The 22,158-nt window shown below is 72.7% G+C and carries 13 protein-coding genes and 1 pseudogene; 4 read left to right on the top strand and 10 right to left on the bottom strand.

Features of this window, described 5'->3' with window-relative positions:
• Positions 1–127: 127 nt before the first annotated feature.
• From ACKUU6_RS23920 to ACKUU6_RS23905, 4 genes and pseudogenes are all read left to right on the top strand, one after another.
• Positions 128–1,570 carry an arabinofuranosidase catalytic domain-containing protein gene (locus tag ACKUU6_RS23920; RefSeq protein ID WP_407990616.1) on the top strand — a complete coding sequence of 481 codons (1,443 nt, stop codon included), beginning with the start codon at positions 128–130 and terminating at the stop codon, positions 1,568–1,570.
• Positions 1,571–1,933: 363 nt separating this feature from the next.
• A complete protein-coding gene (locus ACKUU6_RS23915; protein WP_407990615.1) occupies positions 1,934–3,718 on the top strand; it encodes an ABC transporter transmembrane domain-containing protein in 1,785 nt (594 codons plus the stop codon).
• On the top strand, positions 3,715–5,475 hold the full coding sequence (locus ACKUU6_RS23910) for an ABC transporter ATP-binding protein (protein ID WP_407990614.1): 1,761 nt from the start codon (positions 3,715–3,717) through the stop codon (positions 5,473–5,475). The genes ACKUU6_RS23915 and ACKUU6_RS23910 overlap by 4 nt, the downstream gene beginning before the upstream one ends.
• A 109-nt stretch (positions 5,476–5,584) precedes the next feature.
• Positions 5,585–8,221, top strand: a pseudogene (locus ACKUU6_RS23905) (amino acid adenylation domain-containing protein); the annotation flags it as partial.
• 52 nt (positions 8,222–8,273) lie between these two features.
• Here the strand turns inward: ACKUU6_RS23905 and ACKUU6_RS23900 are convergent.
• The 10 genes from ACKUU6_RS23900 to ACKUU6_RS23855 all read right to left on the bottom strand — a co-directional run bounded on the left by ACKUU6_RS23900 (position 8,274) and on the right by ACKUU6_RS23855 (position 22,145).
• On the bottom strand, positions 8,274–8,855 hold the full coding sequence (locus ACKUU6_RS23900; RefSeq protein ID WP_407990613.1) for a cysteine dioxygenase: 582 nt from the start codon (positions 8,853–8,855) through the stop codon (positions 8,274–8,276).
• Between the two features lie 61 nt (positions 8,856–8,916).
• Entirely contained in the window at positions 8,917–12,357 is a 3,441-nt protein-coding gene (locus ACKUU6_RS23895; RefSeq protein WP_407990612.1) for an amino acid adenylation domain-containing protein, read from the bottom strand.
• 36 nt (positions 12,358–12,393) lie between these two features.
• Entirely contained in the window at positions 12,394–13,110 is a 717-nt protein-coding gene (locus ACKUU6_RS23890) for a thioesterase II family protein (protein ID WP_407992213.1), read from the bottom strand.
• A gap of 5 nt (positions 13,111–13,115) precedes the next feature.
• Positions 13,116–13,331 (bottom strand): MbtH family protein, encoded by a 216-nt coding sequence (locus ACKUU6_RS23885; RefSeq protein WP_407990611.1) that lies wholly within the window; start codon positions 13,329–13,331, stop codon positions 13,116–13,118.
• A 75-nt stretch (positions 13,332–13,406) separates the two neighbouring features.
• On the bottom strand, positions 13,407–14,774 hold the full coding sequence (locus tag ACKUU6_RS23880) for a condensation domain-containing protein (RefSeq protein ID WP_407990610.1): 1,368 nt from the start codon (positions 14,772–14,774) through the stop codon (positions 13,407–13,409).
• Positions 14,775–14,925: 151 nt separating this feature from the next.
• On the bottom strand, positions 14,926–15,567 hold the full coding sequence (locus tag ACKUU6_RS23875) for a 4'-phosphopantetheinyl transferase family protein (protein ID WP_408649640.1): 642 nt from the start codon (positions 15,565–15,567) through the stop codon (positions 14,926–14,928).
• Positions 15,564–16,589 carry a thioesterase domain-containing protein gene (locus tag ACKUU6_RS23870; protein WP_407990608.1) on the bottom strand — a complete coding sequence of 342 codons (1,026 nt, stop codon included), beginning with the start codon at positions 16,587–16,589 and terminating at the stop codon, positions 15,564–15,566. Before ACKUU6_RS23870 ends, ACKUU6_RS23875 begins: the two co-directional genes overlap by 4 nt.
• A complete protein-coding gene (locus ACKUU6_RS23865; RefSeq protein ID WP_407990607.1) occupies positions 16,571–17,314 on the bottom strand; it encodes a hypothetical protein in 744 nt (247 codons plus the stop codon). Before ACKUU6_RS23865 ends, ACKUU6_RS23870 begins: the two co-directional genes overlap by 19 nt.
• A complete protein-coding gene (locus ACKUU6_RS23860) occupies positions 17,311–19,044 on the bottom strand; it encodes a non-ribosomal peptide synthetase (protein WP_407990606.1) in 1,734 nt (577 codons plus the stop codon). The genes ACKUU6_RS23865 and ACKUU6_RS23860 overlap by 4 nt, the downstream gene beginning before the upstream one ends.
• Positions 19,029–22,145 carry an amino acid adenylation domain-containing protein gene (locus ACKUU6_RS23855; protein ID WP_407990605.1) on the bottom strand — a complete coding sequence of 1,039 codons (3,117 nt, stop codon included), beginning with the start codon at positions 22,143–22,145 and terminating at the stop codon, positions 19,029–19,031. Before ACKUU6_RS23855 ends, ACKUU6_RS23860 begins: the two co-directional genes overlap by 16 nt.
• Between the last annotated feature and the right edge of the window lie 13 nt (positions 22,146–22,158).

Below are 22,158 nucleotides of genomic sequence, written 5' to 3'. Positions count from 1 at the left end.
GCGCACCGCCCCCACCCCTCCATGTGCAGTCGACGAGATACAGGGAGCTCACATGCACGACAGCCAAGGCCCGGAACAGCCGGTGCCCGCACCTCCGCCCCAGCGCCGGCCGAGGACACTGGCCCGCGTGTTCGCCACGATCCTGCTGGTCGTCGGCGCTCTGACCGGAACGGGGCAACTCGCCCGTCCTGCGCAGGCCGCCACCACCGGCCCCTGCGACATCTACGCGGCGGGCGGGACGCCTTGCGTGGCCGCGCACTCCACGATCCGTGCGCTCTACGCGACGTACAACGGAGCGCTCTACCAGGTCCGGCGGGCCTCGGACGGCAGGACGCAGAACGTCGGCGTCGTCAGTGCCGGGGGCGTCGCCAACGCGGCCTCCCAGGACGGCTTCTGCACGGGCACCTCGTGCGTGGTCACGATGGTCTTCGACCAGTCCGGACACGGCAACGACCTCGCCTACCAGGGCCCCGGGGGCTCCGGCGGCAGTGACACCCCGGCCAGTGCGACCAGCGAGGCCCTCGCGGTCGGCGGCGCCAAGGCGTACTCGCTGTACGTCAACCCCGGGAACAGCTACTGGCACGACGGGTCCTCCTCCGGGATGCCGCTCGGCAGCGCTCCGCAGGGTGCGTACATGGTGACCAGCGGCGTGCACGTGAACAGTGGTTGCTGCTTCGACTACGGGAACAGCGAGACGGACCGGAAGGCGGACGGCGCGGGCGCCATGAACGCCATCTACTTCGGGACCAGTTGCTGGTTCGGCGGCTGCTCGGGGACCGGTCCGTGGGTGCAGGCCGATCTCGAGTACGGCCTGTACTCCGGCGGCAGCCAGTCGTGGAACCAGAACCAGCGGCCCTTCTCCAGCCGCTACGTCACCGCGATGCTGAAGAACAACGGGACGACCCGCTTCGCGCTCAAGGGAGGTGACGCCCAGTCAGGCGCCCTCACGACGCTCTGGAACGGCGCGCTCCCGCCCGGCTACAACCCGATGAAGCAGCAGGGCGCCATCATCCTGGGCAGCGGCGGCGACTGCTGCCTGGGCAACACCAACCAGAGCCTCGGGACCTTCTACGAGGGCGCGGTGGTCAGTGGCTACCCGTCCGACGCCACCGACAACGCCGTCCAGGCCAACATCACCGCAGCCGGCTACAGCCCCAGCACGGGCGGCGACACCGGTACCGGCCCGCTGCACGCCGTCGGCGCCGGAAAGTGCCTGGACATCCCCAACTCCAGCACCTCCGGTGGCACCCAGGCCCAGATCTACTCCTGCTCCGGAGGTGCGAACCAGACGTGGACCGCCACCTCCTCGGGCCAGCTGACGGTGTACTCCGGCAGCAGCCAGATGTGTCTGGACGCCAACGCCAAGGGCACCAGCAACGGCACCAAGGTGATCATCTGGCCCTGCAGCGGACAGCCCAACCAGCAGTGGACCCGACATGCCAACGGCACCGTCACCGGCAACCAGTCAGGGCTCTGCCTGGACGTCAGCGGAGCCTCGACGGCGAACGGTGCCCTGGTCCAGCTCTGGGCCTGCAACGGTCAGAGCAACCAGCAGTGGAAGCTCGGCTGAGTCCTGGCGGAGCGCTCCCCTCCTCAGACCCCTGGCGGGTGAATCGGCGCCCGCTCGATCGGAGAGGCATATTCGATCAGAGTTCTGGAGGCCGTTGACGGAGGATGATCCGCCGTCCGTCGACGGCAGTTCCGTGCACGATGGAGTGTACTGATCCAGCCGCGCGGGCAGGCCCGCAGGAGGGACTCCTCGAAGAACGGCCGCCATTCGGCCGACCACTAGTTCGCCGACGGAGCGTGAATCGCTCCGCGTATCCGCTGGCCAGGGACGCCGGACAGCAAGAACACCGTTGACAAGACACAGACATGACAAACAGTATGGGTATCGCGTTGCGCATTCCATTCCCATGCAAGGACGACCGAAATGATCCACGGGCCGAACCTGCCCGAAGGCGCACGCCGCGTCCCGTACGAGTTCCCGGGCGTGCCGGATCACCGGAGTCCGCTGCGGTTCCTGTGGTGGCTGACAACCAGTCAGCGCCGCCGGGTGGTGCTCGGCACCCTGCTCGGCACCGGGTGGATGTGCGCGCTCATGCTGCCGCCGTACCTGCTGTCGCGGGCCATCGACGAGGGGCTTCGGGCTCGCGACGCCGGGATGCTGTTCCGCTGGACCGGGGCGCTGGTCCTCGCCGGGGCCGCGATCGCGGTCCTCGGCATCCTGCGGCACCGCACCATGACACGGGTGCGGATCGACGCGGCCTACCGAACCGTCCAGGTCGTCACCCGACACGTCACCGAGCTTGGCGCGAAGCTGCCCCGGCGGGTCTCCGCGGGCGAGCTGACCCACCTCCAGGCCGGTGACATCGGCAGGATCGCCCAGACATTGACCATCACCGGGCCCGGCGTGGGCGCGGTGGTCGCGTACGCGGCCACCGCCGCCCTGCTGGTCCGGATCTCCGGCGTCATCGCCGTGGTGGTGCTGCTGGGCGTCCCGGCGCTGGCGCTGGCCGTGGGCCCGCTGCTGGGGAGGCTCCACGGTGCCGAGAGCCGTTACCGGGAAGACCAGGGCGCGCTGACCGCCCTCGCCGGGGACATGGCGGCCGGGCTGAGCGTGCTCAACGGGATCGGGGGCAAGCCGCTGTTCGCCCGGCGCTACCGGGACCGCTCACAGGCCCTGGTCCCGCTCGGGTACCGGATCGCCGCCATCACCAGCTGGGTCCAGGCGCTGACCGCCTGCCTGCCCATGGTGTTCCTGGCAACGGTGACGTGGATCAGCGCGCGGATGGCGGCCGACGGCGCCATCACCTTGGGCGAACTGGTGGCGGTCTACGGATACGTCGCCACCCTCCTGGTGCCCGTCTCCGCGTTCATCGAAGGCGCCGACGACCTGCCGCGTGGTCTGGTCTCGGCCCGCCGGGTGGTCGACGTCCTGGCGCTCGCCCCGGACTCAGCGGAGCAGCGCACCCGGCTCGATCCCCCACCCGCCCCCGCCCTGCTGCACGACCCCGCGTCGGGTCTGGCGGTCACCCCGGGGAGGCTGACGGCGCTGGTGGCCGCCCGTCCCGAGGAGCCGCGCAACGTACTGGAGCGGCTGGCCGGCTACACCGACTCCGAGGCCTCCTGGGGCGGCCTCCGGCTCTCCGAGTGGGACCGCACGGCCCTGCGGCGCCACATCCTGCTCACGGACAACGACGCCTACCTGTTTCCCGGCCGCCTGGGCTCGGCCGTCTCCGGCAGTACCGGCCGCGGCGACCAGGACGTCCGGGAGGCGCTCAAGTCCTCCGCCGCGGAGGAGGTCGTCGAGGCGCTGCCCGAGGGACTGGACACCCGCTTGGAGGACCGGGCCCGCAACGTCTCGGGCGGCCAGCGGCAGCGGCTCCAGCTCTCCCGGGCCCTGCTCGCCGATCCCGAGGTGCTGCTGCTCGTGGAGCCGACCTCCGCGCTGGACGCACACACCGAGGCCACCGTCGCGGCCCGGGTGTCGGCCCACCGGCACGGACGGACCACCCTCGTCGTCACCACCTCGCCGCTGGTGCTCGGCCGAGCCGAGGAGGTGGTCTGGCTGGTGGGCGGCGAGGTCCGTGCCACCGGCACGCATGCCGAACTGCTCGACGGCCACCCGGACTACGCGGCCCTGGTGTTCCGCGGCGACACCGAGCCCCCGGCCGGGCCTACCGCAGCACCGCACCCCGAAGGAGAGCCCCGATGAGCCGCCCCGAGGAGGCACCCCGTCTGCCGGTCGCCGATGCCCGGACGGTCCGCCGGGCCTGCCGTCAGCTGCTCACGAACGACCCGGGCGCCTTCTCCGGGATGCTGCTGCTGACCTGTCTCGCCGCGCTGGCCGGAGCGACCGGCCCCTGGCTGCTCGGCCGCATCGTGACCGGGGTCGAGGAGCAGGGCCTCTCCGTCTCCGGGGTCGACGGCCTGGCCACCGCGGTCCTGGGCTTCTCGCTGTCCCAGCTGCTGCTGACCCGCTGGGCGCGGCAGCTCTCCCACCGCTTCGGCGAGCGCGCGCTCGCCCGGCTCCGCGAGGAGGTCGTCGACAACACCCTCGCACTGCCGGGGCGGATCGCGGACGCGGTGCGTGTAGGCGACCTGGTCACCCGCGCCACCCTGGACGTCTCCACCGTCGCGGCAACCATGCGGAACGCGGCCCCGGACATGTTCATCGCCGGGGTGCAGGTCGTCTTCGTGTTCGCCGCGATCTTCCTGCTCGACCCCCTGCTGGGGCTCTGCTCGCTGCTCGGCCTGCCGCTGGTCCTGGCAGTGAGCCGGTGGTACCTGGCCCGCTCCCGCGACGCCTACCTCGCGGAGGGCGCGGCCGCCGGCGAGGTCGCCGAGATCCTCGGCTCCACCGCGCAGGGCGCCCGCACCATCGAGGCGTACGGGCTGCGTGCGCTGCGCAACGACGCCCTCGACCGGGCCGTCGACACCACCTACCGCGCCGGCATGCGCACCCTCTCACTGCGGACCGTGCTCTTCCCGGTCACCGAGTTCGCCCACACCCTGCCCATGGCGCTGGTCCTGACCGTGGGCGGGCTCGGCTACTTCGACGGAACGCTCCCGCTGGGCGTCGTGGTGGCGGCCGGCCTGTACGTGTGGCAGCTTGTCGACCCGCTCAACCAGATGCTCGTCTGGGTCGAGCAGCTCCAGCGCAGCGGCGCCTCCTTCGCCCGGGTCAAGGGCGTCGGCCTGGTGTCGGGGACGGCCGGGGCCCCGGTGCCGGAGCCCGTGGACGACCTCATCGAGGTCAAGGGCGCGGCGTACTCCTACCTCCCCGGGCACGAGGTCCTGCGTGACCTGGAGCTGCGGGTCCGTCCCGGCGAACGGCTGGCCGTGGTCGGCCGCTCGGGAGCTGGCAAGTCCACGCTCGGCAAGCTGCTCGCCGGTGTGGACGCACCGGACCGGGGCCACGTCCTGGTCGGCGGCGTCCCCGTCGCCGACCTCGCCGCGGCGGGCACGCTGCGCAGCCGCATCGTCCTGATCACCCAGCAGCACCACGTCTTCATGGGCACGCTGCGCGACAACCTGACGATGGCCGCGCCCGAGGTCGGCGACGAGGCCGTGCTCGCGGCCCTGCGGGCGGTGGAGGCGGACTGGTTCGCCGCCCTGCCGGAGGGCCTGGACACCCTGCTGGGCGCGGGCGGACTCGAACCGGACGCCGCCCAGGCCCAGCAGCTCACCCTGGCCAGGGTCCAGCTGGCCGATCCGCACACCCTGATCCTGGACGAGGCCACCTCCCTGCTCGACCCGGCGACGGCCCGGCAGGCGGAGCGGGCGGTCGCCTCGGTCCGCTCGAACCGCACGGTCATCTCCATCGCCCACCGGCTCCAGACCGCGCACGACGCCGATCGCGTCGCCGTCATGGAGGCCGGCCGGATCGTCGAGCTCGGCACCCACGACGAGCTGCTCGCCGCAGGCGGTCCGTACGCGGAGCTGTGGCGGTCCTGGAAGGGGCACGACTAAGCCCTCGTCAAGTCGTGCGCCCGCTGTCCGGGCGCCGGATCCACCCCGGTCCCGTCGGTGCCCGTCCCCGACGGCCGGTTCGACAACGTTGGGAAGTGACGTCATGAGCGACACCTCGGCTCACGGCATGACGGCAGAGACCCTGCCCGGCCTCTTCGCGGCACAAGCCGCCCGTACCCCGGACGCCGTGGCGCTGGTCTGCGCCGGTACCGCCGTCACCTACGCCGAGCTGGACGCCAGAGCCGGCCGGCTGGCGCGCGCGCTGGTGGCCAAGGGGGTCGGCCCCGAGACGATCGTGGCGGTTTCGATGCCGCGCTCCGTCGAGCTGTTGGTCGCCCTGTACGCCGTGCACCGGGCCGGGGCCGCGTACCTGCCGGTCGACCCGCTGCTGCCGGCCGAGCGGGTGCGGGAGATGGCCGAGGACGCGCAGCCACTGCTGACCCTCGGCTCCGAGGACGTCCGGCGGATGTCGGAGGCGGACGGCCCCGTGGCCGATGGGGTCGCGGTTCCCGCACCGCCGCCCGCACCACTGCCCTCGAACACCGCCTACGTCATCTACACCTCGGGCTCCACCGGCCGCCCCAAGGGGGTGGCCGTCTCCCACCGGGCCATCGTCAACCGGCTGCGCTGGATGCAGGCGGAGTACCGGCTCGGCCCCGACGACCACGTGCTGCAGAAGACGCCCGCCGGGTTCGACGTCTCGGTGTGGGAGTTCTTCTGGCCGCTGTGCGTCGGCGCGCGCCTCGTCCTGGCCGGCCCGGACGAGCACCGTGACCCGACCCGGATCGCCGAGCTGATCCGGGCCGAACAGATCACCACCGTCCACTTCGTCCCGTCCATGCTGCGGCTCTTCCTGGAGGAGCCGGCCGCAGCCCGGTGCCGTTCGCTCCGCCGGGTGTTCGCGAGCGGCGAGGCGCTCTCGGGCGCCCTGCGGTCGCGCTTCTTCGAGGTGCTGGACGCCGGACTGCACAACCTCTACGGGCCCACCGAAGCCGCCGTGGACGTGACCTACCAGCCCTGCGGCCCCGACGATCCGGCCGGCCCGGTGCCGATCGGCACGCCGGTCTGGAACACCCGCATGCACGTCCTGGACCCGCAGCTGCGCCGGGTCGCGCCCGGGGAGACGGGTGAGCTCTACATCGCCGGCGTCCAGCTGGCCCGGGGGTACGTCAACCGGCCCGGGCTGACGGCGGAGCGCTTCGTCCCCGATCCGTACGGCCCGGCCGGCAGCCGGATGTACCGGACCGGGGACCTCGCCCGGCAGGACCCGGACGGGGTCCTGCACTACCTTGGCCGCAACGACCACCAGGTCAAGGTGGGCGGCGTGCGCATGGAGCTCGGCGAGATCGAGTCGGTCCTGACCCGACACGCCGCCGTCGCCGACGCGGTGGTGACGGCGGGTCAGGACGCGAGCGGAGAGACCAGGCTGACCGCCTATCTCGTCCCCGATCCCGTCCGGGGCGCCGCGCTGCGGAACCTGTGCCGGCTGGAGGCGGCCGGGCTGCTCCGGCCGGAGGAGCTGCACGTCCTGCCGAACGGCATGGCCGTGGTGGCCCCCAATCGGGCTGAGGCGGACTTCCTGTACCGGGAGGTCTTCGAGGAGGACGAGTACCTGAGCCACGGCATCGAGCTGCCCGAGTCCGGGGCCTGCGTCTTCGACGTGGGCGCCCACGTCGGCTTCTTCTCGCTCGCGGTGGCCCGCTCCCGCCCGGGCAGCGTGGTCCACTCGTTCGAGCCGATACCGGAGCTGTTCCGGATGCTCGACCTCAACACCCGGCTGCACGGCGTCGACGCCAGGCTGCACCCCTGCGGGCTCGCCGAAGCGGCGGGCACCGCCTCCTTCACCTACTACCCGCAGCTCTCGATCATGTCGGGGCGGTTCGGCGACGCCGAGGAGGAGCGCGGCGTGCTGGAAGCCTTCGTCCGCACCGAGCGGCAGGTGCGGGAGGGCCTCCCCCAGGACGGTGCGGCGGACCTCGACAGCCTGCTCACCGAACGGCTGCGGCACACCGAGGTGACCTGTGAGCTGCGCACGCTGTCGGACGTCATCGACGAGACCGGTGTGAAGCGGATCGACCTGCTCAAGATCGACGCGGAGAAGAGCGAACGCGAGGTGCTGCTGGGGCTCCGACCGGAGCACTGGGGTCTCGTCCGCCAGCTGGTGATCGAGGCGCACGACGCCCCGGGCCGGATCGACTGGATCCGGGGCCATCTGGAGGAGCGGGGTTACGGGGTCACCGTCGAGGGGCTGGAGATGCTCTCGGAGACCGGCCTGGTCACCATCTACGCCGTCCGTGACAGCCGCCCGGCGGGCACCGCGCGGCAGCCTGCGGAGCCCGGCTGGTCGGCACCGGAGCTATTCGTCGAGGACGTCCGACGGGAGGCCGGGCTGCGTCTCGCGCCGCAGATGGTGCCACACCACTTCGTGGTCCTCGACGCTCTTCCGCTGACGGCCAACGGCAAGCTCGACCGGGCCGCCCTCCCGGCCCCGCGGCGCCGGCCCACCGGGGCGACCACCGCTCCGCGCGACGCGACCGAGGAGCTGCTCCGCGCCCTCTTCGCCGAGGTGCTCACCGCCCCCGGCATGGGGATCCACGACGACTTCTTCCGGTTGGGCGGCAACTCCTTCGACGCGATCCGCCTGGTGGGCCGCATCCGCGAGGCAGTGGGCGGCACCGTGACGGTCGGGATGCTGCTCAAGGCCCCGACCGTGGCCGCCTTCGCCGGGCTGCTGGCCCGGGATTGAGGCATGGGGAGGCCCCGGGACCGACACGACGGTCCCGGGGCCTTCCCATGCCTCAACCCCGGGGCGCGAACTCCCCCGACCGGACCGGCAGGTCGTAGCTGCGCCTGATGCTCGAACCGTTGCGGCTCAGGTCCGCCCCGTACACGTGGACGGACACGCTGGTGCGGTCGGACGAGTTACGGACCTCGTGGATGTCGCCCGGCGGGGCGAGGAAGTCGACCGCTCCGGCGGGGTTCACCGTCACGCCTACGGGGACCAGGTGGGACTGCTCCCCGTCCGCCACCAACCGGTAGCGGATCTCCTCCTCGGCTCCGAGATGCACCCCGGTCACGCACCAGGCGAGGTGGTCGTGGACCGGGGTGCGCTGCCCCGGCAACCACACCAGTGCGACCACCGAGAAGGTGCCGTCAGGCTCCACGTGCAGCAGGTGCTGGCGGTACGACCGCCAGTCCGGCTCCAGTTGAGGCGGCGTCAGCAGGTCCTCGGCTCCCAAGTGGGCCGCGAGGGCCCGCGCGACGAGGCGGCCGGTCTGCTCCGGGCCCTCGTCGCCGCCCGCCCTCACGGCCGCGCGGAGGTCGGCGACGAGCCGGGTCAGTGGCGACGGGCAGGTCCTGTGCTCGGGGAGTCCACTCACGCGGATCGTCCTTTCTCGCGGTCGGCTGCTAGGTGGGCTTTCGGGGGCTGCCGGGAGTCGGCTACGGAAGGGTCGCCACGGCCGGACCGGACTCCGCCCGGAGCAGCGCGTCGAGGTGCGCGGCCAGCGTCTCGACGGTCGGTACGTCGACCAGGGCACGGATCGGGAGGTCCAGCCCGAACTCGGTCCTCAGCCTGCTGACGACCGCCAGCAGCGAGAAGGAGTCCCCGCCGACCTCGAAGAAGTTGGCCCGTACGTCCACCACGTCCAGCCCGAGCGCGGCGGACCAGGCCGCCGCGACGCTGCGCTCCGTCGCGGTGGCGGGCGGCGTCACGGCCGCCGGTACGGCGAGCACCGGCTCGGGGCGGGGCAGCCGCCCGCGGTCCACCTTCCCGGTCGGTGACAGCGGGATGGCGTCGAGCCAGCTGAACACGGCCGGCTGCATGACGATGGGCAGCTTCGGCGCGAGGTGGGACCGGAGCGAGGCGTCGTCGAGCCCGCTGCCGGGCGTCCTGACCAGGTGTGCGACCAGCCGCTGGCCGGGCTCCAGGACGACCACGGCGTTGGCCACCTCCGGGTGGCCGCGCAGCACCGACTCGATCTCCTCCAGCTCGACCCGCACGCCGCGGATCTTGACCTGACTGTCGACCCGGCCGAGGAACTCCAGCTGCCCGTTGGCCAGCCGGCGCACCAGGTCGCCGGTGCGGTAGAGGCGCCTGCCGGGTCGGGCCGGGTCCGGGGCGAACCGGTCGGCGGTCAGGGCTGGCTGGTTGCGGTAGCCACGGGCGACGCCGTCACCACCGATCCAGAGCTCGCCGGGCACGCCGATCGGCTGCGGGTTCCCCCAGCGGTCGACCACCGCACAGGTGGCATTGGCGATCAGCTCGCCGAGCGGCATGGAGCTGCGCTCCAACGGCTCGTCACCCATCCGGCCGACCAGCGCCGCGCCGGCGGTCTCGGTCGGCCCGTACTCGTTCCAGATCTCGCACTCCGCGGAGACCACCCCACGGGTACGCGCCACCAGGTCGGCGTCCAGGTTCTCGCCCCCCATGGACACGTGACGCAGCGTCGGCATCGCGGTGCCCGCGTCGGTGATGCCCCGCATCTGGGTGGGCGTCAGGTACAGCATGTGGATCGACCGCTCGTTGACGAACCGGGCGGTGGCGGCGCCGTCGGCCTTCACCTCGCGGGGCAGCATGACCAGGCAGGCGCCCGCCGTGAGCGCGTGGAACATCTGCTCGACGGACCAGTCGAAGTGGTACGAGAGGTTGTGCACCACCCGGGTGCCGGGTCCGATCGGACGGATGTCCTGGGCCCACTGGATCCAGGGTGTGATCGCGGTGTGCGGCAGCCCGACGCCCTTGGGCCGGCCGGTGGTCCCCGAGGTGTACATCAGGTACACCAGCTGGGAGGGATGCAGCGCAGCCCCGGGGACCGGGTCCCGCACGCCGTCCTGGACGGTGCTGACCGTACCGGCCAGCTCCAGGACGGCCGTCGGCAGCTGGGCACGCAGTTCCGGGGTGGCGACCAGGAGCTTCATACCGCTGTCCGCGACGGCGTACGCCATCCGGTCGGAGGGGGCCAGCGGGTCGATCGGCACGTAGGCGGCCCCGGCCTTGAGGATGCCGAGGATGCCGACGAGGAGGTCCACCGACGGCTCCGCGCACAGGCCGACCAGATCGTCGGTACCGGTGCCGAGTGCTGTCAGCTCTGCGGCCAACCGGCTCGCCCTGGCATCGAGTTCGCGGTAGCTGATCCGCTCGTCGCCGCTCTCGACCGCGTCCGCGTCCGGGGTCCGGAGAGCCTGCTCCTCGAACAGTCGGTGCAGGAAGAGGTCGGTGGAGTATGGCCCACTGGCGGAGGTGGACCACTTCTCGATCCGGCGGCGCTCCTCCTCCGGGAGGAGGGTGAGCTCGGAGACGCGCTTGGCGGGGGACGCCACCGCATCGGCGGCCAGCACGCTCAGGTGGTCCAGGATCCGCCAGGCCCGGTCCTCGACGAACAGGTCGGTGTTGTAGTCGACCGCGAGGCGGTAGGTGAACTCGGTCTCCACCACCCGGAAGACCAGGTCGAACTTGACCGCCTTCAGGTTCAGGCCCAGTTCGACGTCGTTGACGGTGATCCCGGCCAACTCCGGCGCGGGCACCTCGTGCTGGTACGCCAGCATCACCCGGAACGGGCCCTGCCGGGCGGAACGGTCGGTCGAGACCGCGTTCACCACCCGCTCGAACGGGACGTCCTGGTGCGCGAAATCCTCCAGCATCCGGCCCCGCACCCGGCCGAGCAGCTCGGCGAGCGTCGGATCGCCGGACAGGTCGGTGCGCACGGCGAGGGTGTTGAGGAAGCAGCCGAGCATGGACTCGAGCTCCGGAAGGTCGCGGTTCGCGCTGGGGATGCCGACCACGATGTCCGTCTGGCCGCTGTACCGACTGAGCAGCACGGTGAGCAGGGTGAACACGGTCATGAACGGGGTGGCGTTGTGCTCCTTGGACAGCTCGCGGATCCGACGGGACACCGCACGGGGCAGCTCGATGTCCACCGAGGCTCCCCGGCCCGTGCCGCCCTCCCTCGGCGGCAGGTCCGTCGGGAGGTCCAGTACCGGCAGCGGGCCGCGCAGCCGGTCCTTCCAGTAGTCCAGCTGGCGTTCCAGCGCGGCACCGGTGACCGTGCGCCGCTGCCAGGCGGCGTAGTCGGCGTACTGCACCGCGGGCGGCTCGGCCGCCGGGATCGCGCCGTCGGCGGCGGCCGCGTAGAGCTCCAGCAGCTCGGACATGGCGAGTTCGAAGGAGAACACGTCAGTGATGATGTGGTGCAGGTTGATGAGCAGGACGTGCCACTGCTCGTCCAGCCGGTAGAGCTCGACCCGCAGCAGCGGGCCGCGCTCCACGTCGAACGGCCGCTGGGCGGAGTCCAGCAGCAGTTTTGCCAGGACCTGCTCCTGCTGCTCGGCCGGTTCCTCGCGGAGGTCGACCACGGTCAGCGGTAGCTCGGCCCTGGCCCGGACCACCTGCTCGGGGACGCCGTCGACGGCCTCGACGGTGGTGCGGAAGACCTCGTGCCGGTCGACCAGGGTCTGGACCGCCCGTCTCAGCGCGGCGACGTCGAGCGGGCCGACCAGCTCGTTGGCCACCGGGATGTTGTAGCGGGGGCCGGGCCCCTGGATGCGCTCGTCCACCCAGAGCCGCTGCTGGGTGAACGAGGCGGGGGCGTGGAAGAGTTCGGCCGATCGCCCTTCGAAGGGCTCGATGGTCCGGGCCGCCTCCGATCCCGTCTCCCGCATGCCCTCGATGGTCGCGGCGAGCTCGCCGAGGGTCTGGGCCTCGAAGAGCGCACTGAGCGGGATCCGCAGGTCCAGCCGCTCGCGCAGCCGGCTGATCACTCGTGCGCCCTGCAGCGAATTGCCGCCCAGCGCGAAGAAGTTGGCCTCGGGGCCCGGGACGTCGGTGCGCAGGACGGCTGTCCACACATCCGACACGACGTCCATCACGGACGGCTGTGACATGTCGTTCCACCTCATACGGATCGAGGGCTCAGTTGGTCAGAGACGCCGGGATATCTCGGCGAGCACGTCCGGACGGGCGGAGTGCAGGAAGAAGTGGCCGCCGGGGAACATCCGCAGGTCGAACTCGCCGGACGTGAGCTCCCCCCAGCGCGGCAGTGCCGCGCCGCCGGCCGACTCCTCCCCGGTCCCGGCGAAGGCAGTGACCGGGCAGTCCAGCAACGGACCTTCGGTGAACCGGTAGGTCTCGACGACCTCGATGTCGGCCCGCACCACCGGGAGCAGCAGCTGCATCAGCTCGGGGTCGGCCAGCACCGCCTCGGGGGTCGCGGACCAGGAGCGCAGCTTGGCCAGCAACTCCTGGTCCGTGCCCGTGTGGTGGGTGGTCGCCTCGCGAACCTGCGGCGGTACGCAACCCGAGACGAACAGCCGGACCGGCGAGCCGGCCTCCATCCGCCGCAGGGACCGGGCGAGGTTCCAGGCCACCAGAGCACCCATGCTGTGTCCGAAGAGGGCGAACGGGCGGTCCAGGTGCGGGATCAGCTCGGGCACCAGGACGTTCAGCACCTCGCCCATCCGGCGCAGCGGCGGTGTGCCCAATCGGTCCTCGCGGCCCGGCAGCTGGACCGCCCACGGCTCGATGTCGGCGGGCAGGGCGGCGGCCCAGTCGCGGAACACCGAGGCGCCGCCGCCGGCGTAAGGGAGGCAGAACAGCCGGGTGGTCGCGTGCGGCCGCTCGGCCAGCGGCCTGACCATCGCCCTCACCGGCCGGTCCTGTCCGCCATCTCCCGACGCAGGGTCAGCGGGCGCATGTCCGTCCAGACCTGGTCGATGTGCGCGAGACAGGCTTCCTTCGAGCCCTGCTCCCCGGTCTCCCGCCAGCCGGCCGGCAGTTCGCGACCCTGTGGCCAGATGGAGTACTGCTCCTCGGAGTTGGTCACGACGACATAGCCGTCGTCGGCGCGCTGTCCGTCCATGGTTCTTCCTTCGGTGAGTGGGGCGGGAACCGGCACGGTGGGTCCGCCGGGCGGCGGCGGTCGGCCGGTCCCGGCTCAGGTGTTCGGTGTGCCGGGCCGGGCGGAACTCAGGGCTCCCAGTCGACGGCGGCCGACGGACGTGGTGCGCGCGGACCGCCGGGCCAGCGCCAGCGGTTCGGCCAGCGCGTCGAGCACGACCGCCGGGTCCGCGGCGACCTGCCCCAACACGGCCAGGAAGGTCGAACGGACCTCCTCGGCCTCGGACTTCGACAGGCGTCGGGAGTTGTAGTTGAGCCGCAGCCGCATCCCGTCACCGTCCGGCTTGCCGAACAGGCAGAGGTCGAGCTGCGAGGTCTGCCGGGCGGGCGGCAGGAAGTCTGCGAACTGGAAGGAGGTCGAGAAGACCGGGTTCCGGCCGGGCCGGGCCTCGGTGTCGAGCTTCTCCAGGAGCAGAGTGAAGGGATAGCGGCTGTGCGCGTATGCGCCGATGCTCACGGCCTTCGTCCGGCGGACCACATCGGCGAAGGCGTCGGTGCCCGCCGCCCGGATCCGGACCGAGAGCGGGTTGACGAAGGTGCCGAGCATGCCCTCCACCTCCGCGCTGTCCCGGCCCGAGAAGGGCACGCAGACCACCAGGTCGTCGTCGCCGCCGATGTCTCGCAGCGCCACCGCGTACGCGCTCAGCAGCAGGATGTGCGGGGTGACGCGCAGCTCGGTCGCCAGTGCGGCCAGGGCGGCGGCAGTGGCCGCCTCGACGCCGAACTCCAGGGTCTCGTTGACCACGTCGTCGGTCGGCGCGTCATGGTCCCCGATCCGCAGCCGGGGCAGCGGGCCGGCCAGCTGCTCCAGCCAGTACGCCTCCATGGCCTTGCTCCGCTCGCTCGACAGCCACCGCGAGCGGCTGCGGACGAAGGCCGCGTAGTCGCTCGTCAGCGGGGCCGTGGCCGGTTCCTCGCCGGCTGCGAACGCTCGGTAGCTGAGCAGCAGTTCGCGCAGATAGATGCCCATGCTGGTGCCGTCCATGACGATGTGGTGGACGTTCAGGTAGAGGCAGTGGTGGTCCTGGGAGAGCCGGAAGACCTTGAACCGCACCGGCGGCGTGGCGAGTTCCTCGAAGGCGGTCGCGTTCTCGACCCGGATCCGCCGCTCCAGCTCGGCATCCGGGTCGGCCGCGGCGCTCAGGTCGACCAGCGGGACATCGAGCTCGTGGTACGGCAGGACCCGCTGGCGCGGACCGTCCGGGGTGTCCCGGAAGGAGAGCCGCAGCGCCTGGTGGCGGTCCGTCAGGAAGCCGACCGCGCGGCGCAGGGCGTCGAGGTCCACCGCCTCGTGCAGGTGGTACCAGTTGGGCAGATTGGCGTCCGCCCGGCTCTCGTCCATCTGGTGCTGCAGCCACAGGCCCCGTTGGCCGTTCCACAGTTCGAAATCATCGGGGTCTTCCACTGGGCCAGCCAATCCTCGGGTCGGTGAAGGGCGCGGGCATCACTCGCTTGACGAGGAATCAATTCACACACCGTTGCCCACATGCTGGTATGCAAGCCATGTCCCTGTCAATATCTCCCGGGCATTGCGGACTTCACCGGAGGCATTCGAACTACTGGGACAGGAAAGGCACCACGGTCGCCACACGAACCATTCCGTCCACCACCCGCCAGCGCCCCTCGAAGGCCATCGGCGCGTGGTCCGGCAGCACCGCGCGAAAGGCACCCGCTCCGGGGTCGAAGGCCACCTCCGCGTCGGCGAAGCCGAGCACGGTGCCGCCCAGCGGGTACCAGGCCTTGTAGACGCTCTCCTTGACCGCGAAGAGCAGCGCGTCCCAGTGCACCCCCGGGTCCCGGCCGCCGAGCTCAGCCAGGTGACGCCGCTCGGCCGCCGAGGCGATCAGGCGCAGGCTCCCCTCCGGCAGCGGCCGGTGCAGCTCCGCGTCGATGCCCAGGGACAGGTACGTCCCCGCCCGAGCCGCCACGGCGGCGCGGTAGCCGGGGCAGTGGGTCATGCTGCCCACCACGCCGGTCGGCCACTGCGGCGCCCCGGCCGCCCCCCGGGGGATCGGCACCGGCGGGACGCCGAGCCGGCCGAGGGCGGTCCGGGCGCAGTGCCTGACGGTGGCGAACTCCAGGCGTCTGGCGGCCGGGGACCGCATGACCGCCTCGGCCTCCGCCCCGAGCAACCGGGCCCCAGGCAGGTCCCCGTGGGCCTCCGCCACCTCCACACCGGGCGGCATCAGGGTGATCACGGCCCGGGCCGGTCGAGCTCCGCCAGCACGTTCTCGACCGCCTCCAGGGTGGGTGCGTGGTTGATCATCTCGAAGTGATCCACGGACACCGGGTACTGGCGGTAGTCCGGCAGGCCGAGATCCGGCCAGTCGGTCACCGGACCGGGGGTGGCGGCGATGTCGGCGGGGTCGTCCCGATCCTCGGTGGAGAACAGCCGGACCGGGAAATCGGCCGGTGCCGGGGCGAAGCCCGAGATCGCCGCGGCAACCGAGCCGAACACCCGGACCCGGGCATCGAATTCGGCCCGCTCCTCACCGGTGCCGAGCGCGCGGAGCACCGCCTCGGCGCCCTGCTCGGCCACCTCGGCAGGCAGGTCGGCGTCGGCGGCGATCTGCCGCAGCTTCTCCCGCATGCCCTCTTCGACGGTGAGCGGCGGGCAGTAAAGGGAGGTGTTGAGCAGCACCAGCGAGGCGATCTCCCAGCCCCGGTCCGCCAGGGTCCGCGCCAGCTCGTAGGCGAGGATGCCGCCGACGCAGTAGCCGGCCAGGTGCAGCCGGCGCGGCAGCTCCGAGGCTTCCAGGGCCTCGGCGAACTCTGCCACCTGCTCGGCCAGTTCACTGCTGGGCGGGCCGTCCTGAGGATCCAGGCCGCGGGCCTGGAGTCCGTGCACCGGCCGGTCGACCGGGCTGCCGCCGAACCGGTGCAGCCCGACCACCCCACCGCTGGCTGCGGGCACCAACAGCAGCGGTGCCCCGGCACCGACCGCATTGAGGGTGACCAGCCGTCCGTCGCCGGCGGCGCCGTCCTCCCGCAGCGCGGAGCCGATCCCCTCAAAGGTGCGCAGCCGGTACACCTGCTGGAGGGTGACCTTGACGCCGGAGGCGCCGCGCAGCGCACCGGCCAGCCGGGCCGCCTTGAGTGAGGTGCCTCCGGAAGCGAAGAAGTCGGCGTCCAGCGCGGCGGGGGGCTCCCCCAGGATCCGCGACCACTGGGCCGCGACCAGGGCGTCCACCGCGTCGCGCTCTACGAAGGCAGGGAGCACGGCTCTTCCCTCTCCGCGACGGCCAGCACCTCGGTGAGCAGGGCCTTGACCTCGGGCGCGCGGAACAGCTCCTCGGCCGTCACCTCGAACCGGTGCACCCGGCCGGAGCCGGTCCAGTCCAGCGCCTCGCTCAGCAGGACGTGCCGGGGGGCCGGCGGGACCGGCGGTGGGACGGCCGCGGTCAGGGTGAAGCTCAGCCAGGCCCGCTGACCCTCGGTCAGCTCGGCCAGGATCTCCTCGTCCAGCTCGGGCGAGCAGCCGAGCACCACCGAGAGCAGGAAGGAGCTGGCCAGGGCGAGCGCCTCGGCGGCCGGTCGGCCGCCGAGGTCCGGCACCTCGGCCGACTCGTCCATGGCCAGGGCGAGTTCCTCCAGCAACTCCTGCGGGGCCGCCGGGTCGGCCGGTGCCGGGTCGAACAGGACCAGCGGGACCTCCCCGGGCAGCGCCCGGACCAGCTCGGCGGCCAGCCCGGCGGCCGAGCAGTAGGCCAGCACCGCGACCGGCAACGGCCCGGCGGCGGTGATCCGCTCGGCCCAGTGGGCGGCCTGCTCGGCGGTGCCGGCCACGCCGTCGGCCAGGCCGGGATAGTGCAGCGGGTCGATCCTGACGGTCCGCTCCTGCCGGCCGTCGGGAAGGACGGCGCCGAACGTCCTCGGCGGCATCTCGTTGCCGAACTCCAGCACCACGAGCGGGCGTTGGTCCGGCATCAGTCCGTCCTGGTTCACTGCGCGCTCCTGACGGCCTCGTCGACCCTGGCGGAGAAGTCCGCGAGGACGGGGTGGTTGAAGATGGTCTGCAGCCCGATCTTGATGCCGAACTGCTCCCGCGTCCGGGAGACCGCCCGGGCGGCGATCAGCGAGTGCCCGCCGATCTCGAAGAAGCTGTCCCGGGGGCCGGGCAGGCTCCCGGTGAGCTCGCCCCAGATCGCGGCGATCCGCCCCTCGGTACTGTCGGGCGAGGCGTGCCCGGCCGGAGCGCTCTGCGCTTCCTCGGCCGGGGCCGCCAGCAGCGCCGTGCGGTCGATCTTTCCGTTCGGGGTCAGCGGCAGCGCGTCCAGCCTGACCAGCCCGGCGGGGAGCATGTAGGCGGGCAGCCTGCGGGTCAGTTCGGCCCGGACCTCGGACGGTTCGGCCCGCCCGCTGAAGAACGCGCGCAGCGAACCGCCGTCCTGGTCCGCCAGGTGCACGACGGCCGCCTGCTCCACGCCCGCGACGGCGAGCATCCCCTGCTCGATCTCGGCCGGCTCCACCCGGTGGCCACGAATGCTGACCTGGGCGTCCCTGCGCTCGACGAACTCCAGCTCGCCGCCGGCCGTCCAGCGGCAGGTGTCGCCGGAGGCGTACCAGCGGTTCCCGTCGCCGTCGACGGCGAACTTGCGGGCGGTCAGCCCGGGGTCGTGGCGGTAGCCGAGGGCCAGCACCTCGCCGCCGATCAGCAGCTCCCCCGGTAGGCCAGGCTCGGTGACCTCGGCACCGTCCTCGTCCACCAGCCTGACCTTAGCGCCGGTGATGGCGCGTCCGATCACCGGCGTGCCCTCGGCGGTGCGGCGGCGCAGGTCCCCGCTCGCCGTGGTGACCACGGTGGCCTCGGTCGGCCCGTAGTGGTTGTGCACCGCGGCCGGGAAGTCGGCGGGGGGAGTCAGCCGCAGGCGGTCCCCGCCGGTCAGCAGGACGGCCAGGCCGGCCGGCGGGGTCGGCAGGGCGAACAGCTGCTCGGCGAGTGGGGTGCTCAGGAAGCAGTGCGTGATGGCGCTGTCCTCGATGAACCCCGCGATCACCGCGCTGTCGACCAGCATCAGCTCGGTGGGCAGGACCAGCGTGGCCCCTCCGGCCAGCGCCGCCCAGACCTCCCATACCGTCGCGTCGAAGCCCAGCCCGGCGAACGCCCCGACCCGCGCCCCGGGCCCGGCGCCGTAGGCCGCCAGGTGCCAGGCCACCAGGTTCGCCAGGCCCGGGTGCCCGACCTCGACGCCCTTGGGCGTGCCGGTCGAGCCGGAGGTGTAGATGACGTAGGCCAGTTCGGCCGGCTCGAACTCCGCCGTGGGCTCCTCCGCCGGGACGTCCCCGGCGCCGTCGAGCACCGGCACCCCGGCGGGCACCCGTGTGGCCGGTCCGTCCTGAGCCAGCACGGCGAGCGGCCGGGCATCCCGCAGGATCGACCCGATCCTGCCGTCCGGCAGTGCCGGGTCGAGCGGCAGGTACGCCGCCCCAGCGAGCCAGCAGCCCAGCTGCGCGACGATGCCCTCGGTACCGCGATCGAAGAGCAGGCCGACCAGGGCACCGTTCCGGTAGCCCTCGGCCCGCCGGATGCGCCCGGCCACCACTGCTGCGGCGCTCCACAGCTGACCGTACGTCAGCCGTCGGTCACCACACTCGATGGCAGTCGCGTCCGGCTGTGCCTCGACGACCGCGCGGAGCAGCCGGAGCACCGTCCGCTCATTCAAGCTGTCCTGCATGAAAGATCACTCCTATCCCCGGCAAGCAGTTCCTGGTACGCCCGGGCGACGCGCTCCACCACGTCCCTGCCGACCCGGTGGTCCTGGTGGGTGAGGTCCACCCGCAGACCCCCGGAGGGCAACGGCCAAACCTCACAAACCAGTTCGTTCATGGCCGGCACGGCGGCCGGTGTGTGCGGCTGGACGGTGCAGCCCGGTAGCGCGAGCGGCACGTCCTCGTTGCCCTGGTAGGCGAACAGGGTCTGGTAGAGCGGATTGCGGCCGGTCCTCGGCGGCCGCGTCTCCCGGACCACGTCGGCGAACCGCACGTCCTGGCGGGCCAGCGCCGCCGTCACCACAGGGAGGGCGGCGAGCAGCGCGTCCTGCGGGGTACGGCCCCCGGCCGGCACCGGCAGCCGTAGGCAGAGGGTGTCCACCAGGCAGGAGACCGCCCGGACCGCGTGCCGGCCGAACCTACGGGCCACCGGCACCCCGATGCCGAAGTCGCGCTGCCCCAGCACCTCGGCCAGCGCGGCGGCGTAGCAGGCCACCAGCGGAGCGAACAGCGTGGCCCCGGCCTCCCGGGCCAGCCCGGAGAGCGCGGCGACGGTGGCCGGGTCGACGGTGAAGGTGACCGGCTCCACGGTTTCGTCCGCCGTCCGTGCACCGGTCGGCAGCGGGAAGTTCAGCTCCGGTAGCCCCGCCAACGTCGATCTCCAGTAGCGGAGTTGCCCGTCATGGACGGCAGGGCTGCGCAACGCGGCCTCCTCCTCGGCCAGCTGCCGAAGTCCGGGGGAGGTCTCGGCGAACACCGGCGCTGCGCCCAGGGCCCGCGCCGCGTAGGCGTGCGCCAGATCGGCGGTGAGCAGCGCCTGGGACCAGCCGTCGAAGGACACGTGGTGCACGGCCAGGCCGAGCAGTCCGGAGTCGGTGCGGACGCAGCGCCAGACCTCGCCGACCTCGATCCGCAGCGGCCGGGCCAGCGCCCGGTCGAAGCCGTCCTCGGTGACCGTCTCGACCTGAATCGACCGGCCCGGCCCCGACAGCACCGCCACCGGGTCGTCCTCGACCCGATAGGCCGCCCTGAGACCCTCGTGGCGCTGGTGGAGGTCGTTCAACGCGGCTTCCAGCGCCGGGACGTGCACTTCTCCCGAGACCCGCCAGGCCACCTGACAGACGGCTGACGGGTCGTCCGGGAACAGCTCGTGCCGCAGGCAGAAGTCCGCCTGGACGCCGCTCAGCACCAACTCACCGTCATCCTCGACCGGCGTGGTCCCCTCAGCCGGGCGGCCCCGCGCCGTCTCGGCGGCCGAACCGACCAGCGCCAGCAAGCCGTTGAGGGTCGGCTCGGCCAGGAAGGCGGAGGCCGAGATCGCCAGGCCGGTCCGTGCTGCCGTCCGCGCGCACAGCCTCAGCGCGTCCAAGGAGGTTCCGCCCAGGCTCGCGAACCTGGCCTCCGGCTCCGCCTGCGGGCCGACGACCCGGGCGTACTCCGCACGGGCGACGCCCAGCGGGTCGAGGCCCTGAGGGGCGGGGCCATCGCGGTCGGGACCGGTCGGCTCCGTCCCGGGGTCCTCCGGGACGGCCGCCCTGTCGAGGCCGGCCAGCAGGGCGCGGGTGTCGACCTTGCCGTTGGGGGTGAGCGGCAGGTCCGCCAACTCCCGTAGTTCGGCCGGCATGCAGTGGGCCGGCAAGGTGACGGCCAGTTCGCTGCGGAGCGCCGCCTCGGTGAACGGGGCGGCGTGGGGCCCCCGGACGTAGAAGAGCGCCATCCGGGACAGCGCGCCGTCCTCGCCCGGCACCGGGACCGCCGCCGCGCGCTCCACCGAGGGCAGCGCGAGGCAGGCGTTCTCGATCTCCTGGGGTTCGATCCGGTAGCCGCGGATCTTCACCTGGCGGTCGGCCCGCCCCCGGTAATGCAGCACCCCGTCGGGCGTCGTCAGGCCCAGGTCCCCGGTCCGGTAGACCCGGGTCGGCGTACCGTCCAGCCCGACCGTGACGAAGCGGGCGGCGGTCTCCTCCGGGCGGCCCAGGTACCCCTCCGCGAGGCCGGCCCCGGCCACGCAGATCTCGCCGGTCTCCCCCGGGCCGCAGGGCCGGTCGCCGTCCAGCAGGTGTACGGCCGTCTCGGGGACCACCCGGCCGATCGGGATGCCACCCGGCAGGTCGGTGTCGGCCAGGACGACCGGGTGGGTGGTCGCGAAGACGCAGGCCTCGGCCGGACCGTAGCCGTTGACCAGCCGGACCGAAGGATGGCGGGTGAGGAACTTGCGGATGTGGTGCTGCGACACCCGCTCGCCACCGATGAGCAGTTGGCGCATGCCGTCGAAGCAGGAGAGGTCCTCGTCCACGAACATGTTGAACAGCGAGGAGGTCAGCCATGCGGTGTCCACGCCCTGCTCCCTCACCAGCCGCGCCAGGCCGTCGGGCAGCAGGTACTCCCCCTCCATCAGCGCGACCGTCCCGCCGCTCACCAGCGGGCCCACCACCTCGAGGGTCAGGGCGTCCCAGTACAGCGAGCTGACCCCGGCCGTGGTGTGACCAGGGCCGAAGTCCGCGAACGAGCCGGGTCCGAACAGCCGGACGGCCGCCCGGTGCGGGGAGACCACGCCCTTGGGCGTGCCGGTGCTGCCGGAGGTGAAGAAGACGGCGGCCGCCGCCTCCGGGCCCAGCTCCACCACGGGAGCGGGCCGGCCGCGCCGGGCCGCCTCCCCGGGCGAGGAGGGCAGGCCGTCCCAGCACGGGACACCCAGGTCCACCGGGTGCTCCGCCACCAGCACCGGCGGCGCCAGCTGCCCGATGACCGAGCGCAGCCGCTCCTCGGGCCAGGACGGGTCCAGCACGGCGTACGCGGCCCCGCACTTGAGGACCGCCAGCACGACCGCCACGAAGCGGGGGGAACGCGACATCAGCAACGGCACCCGCGTTCCCGGGCCGACCCCGGCCGCGTGCAGGCCGGCGGCCAGGTCCCCGGCGGCCAGGTCCAGTTCCCGGTAGGTCACCCCGAGGGCGCCCTGGCGCACCGCGATCCGGTCGGGGTGGCGTAGGGCGTGCCCGGCCACCGCCTCGTGGATCAGCCGGGGGCCGGACGGCTCCGGGGCTCGGCTGCTGCTTGGTGTCATGCCAACTCTCTTT

Source organism: Kitasatospora sp. CMC57 (assembly GCF_045866025.2).
Classification (GTDB): Bacteria; Actinomycetota; Actinomycetes; order Streptomycetales; family Streptomycetaceae; genus Kitasatospora.
The sequence above is the reverse complement of the archived record's forward strand: the minus strand, read 5'-3'. Positions and strand labels throughout refer to the sequence as shown.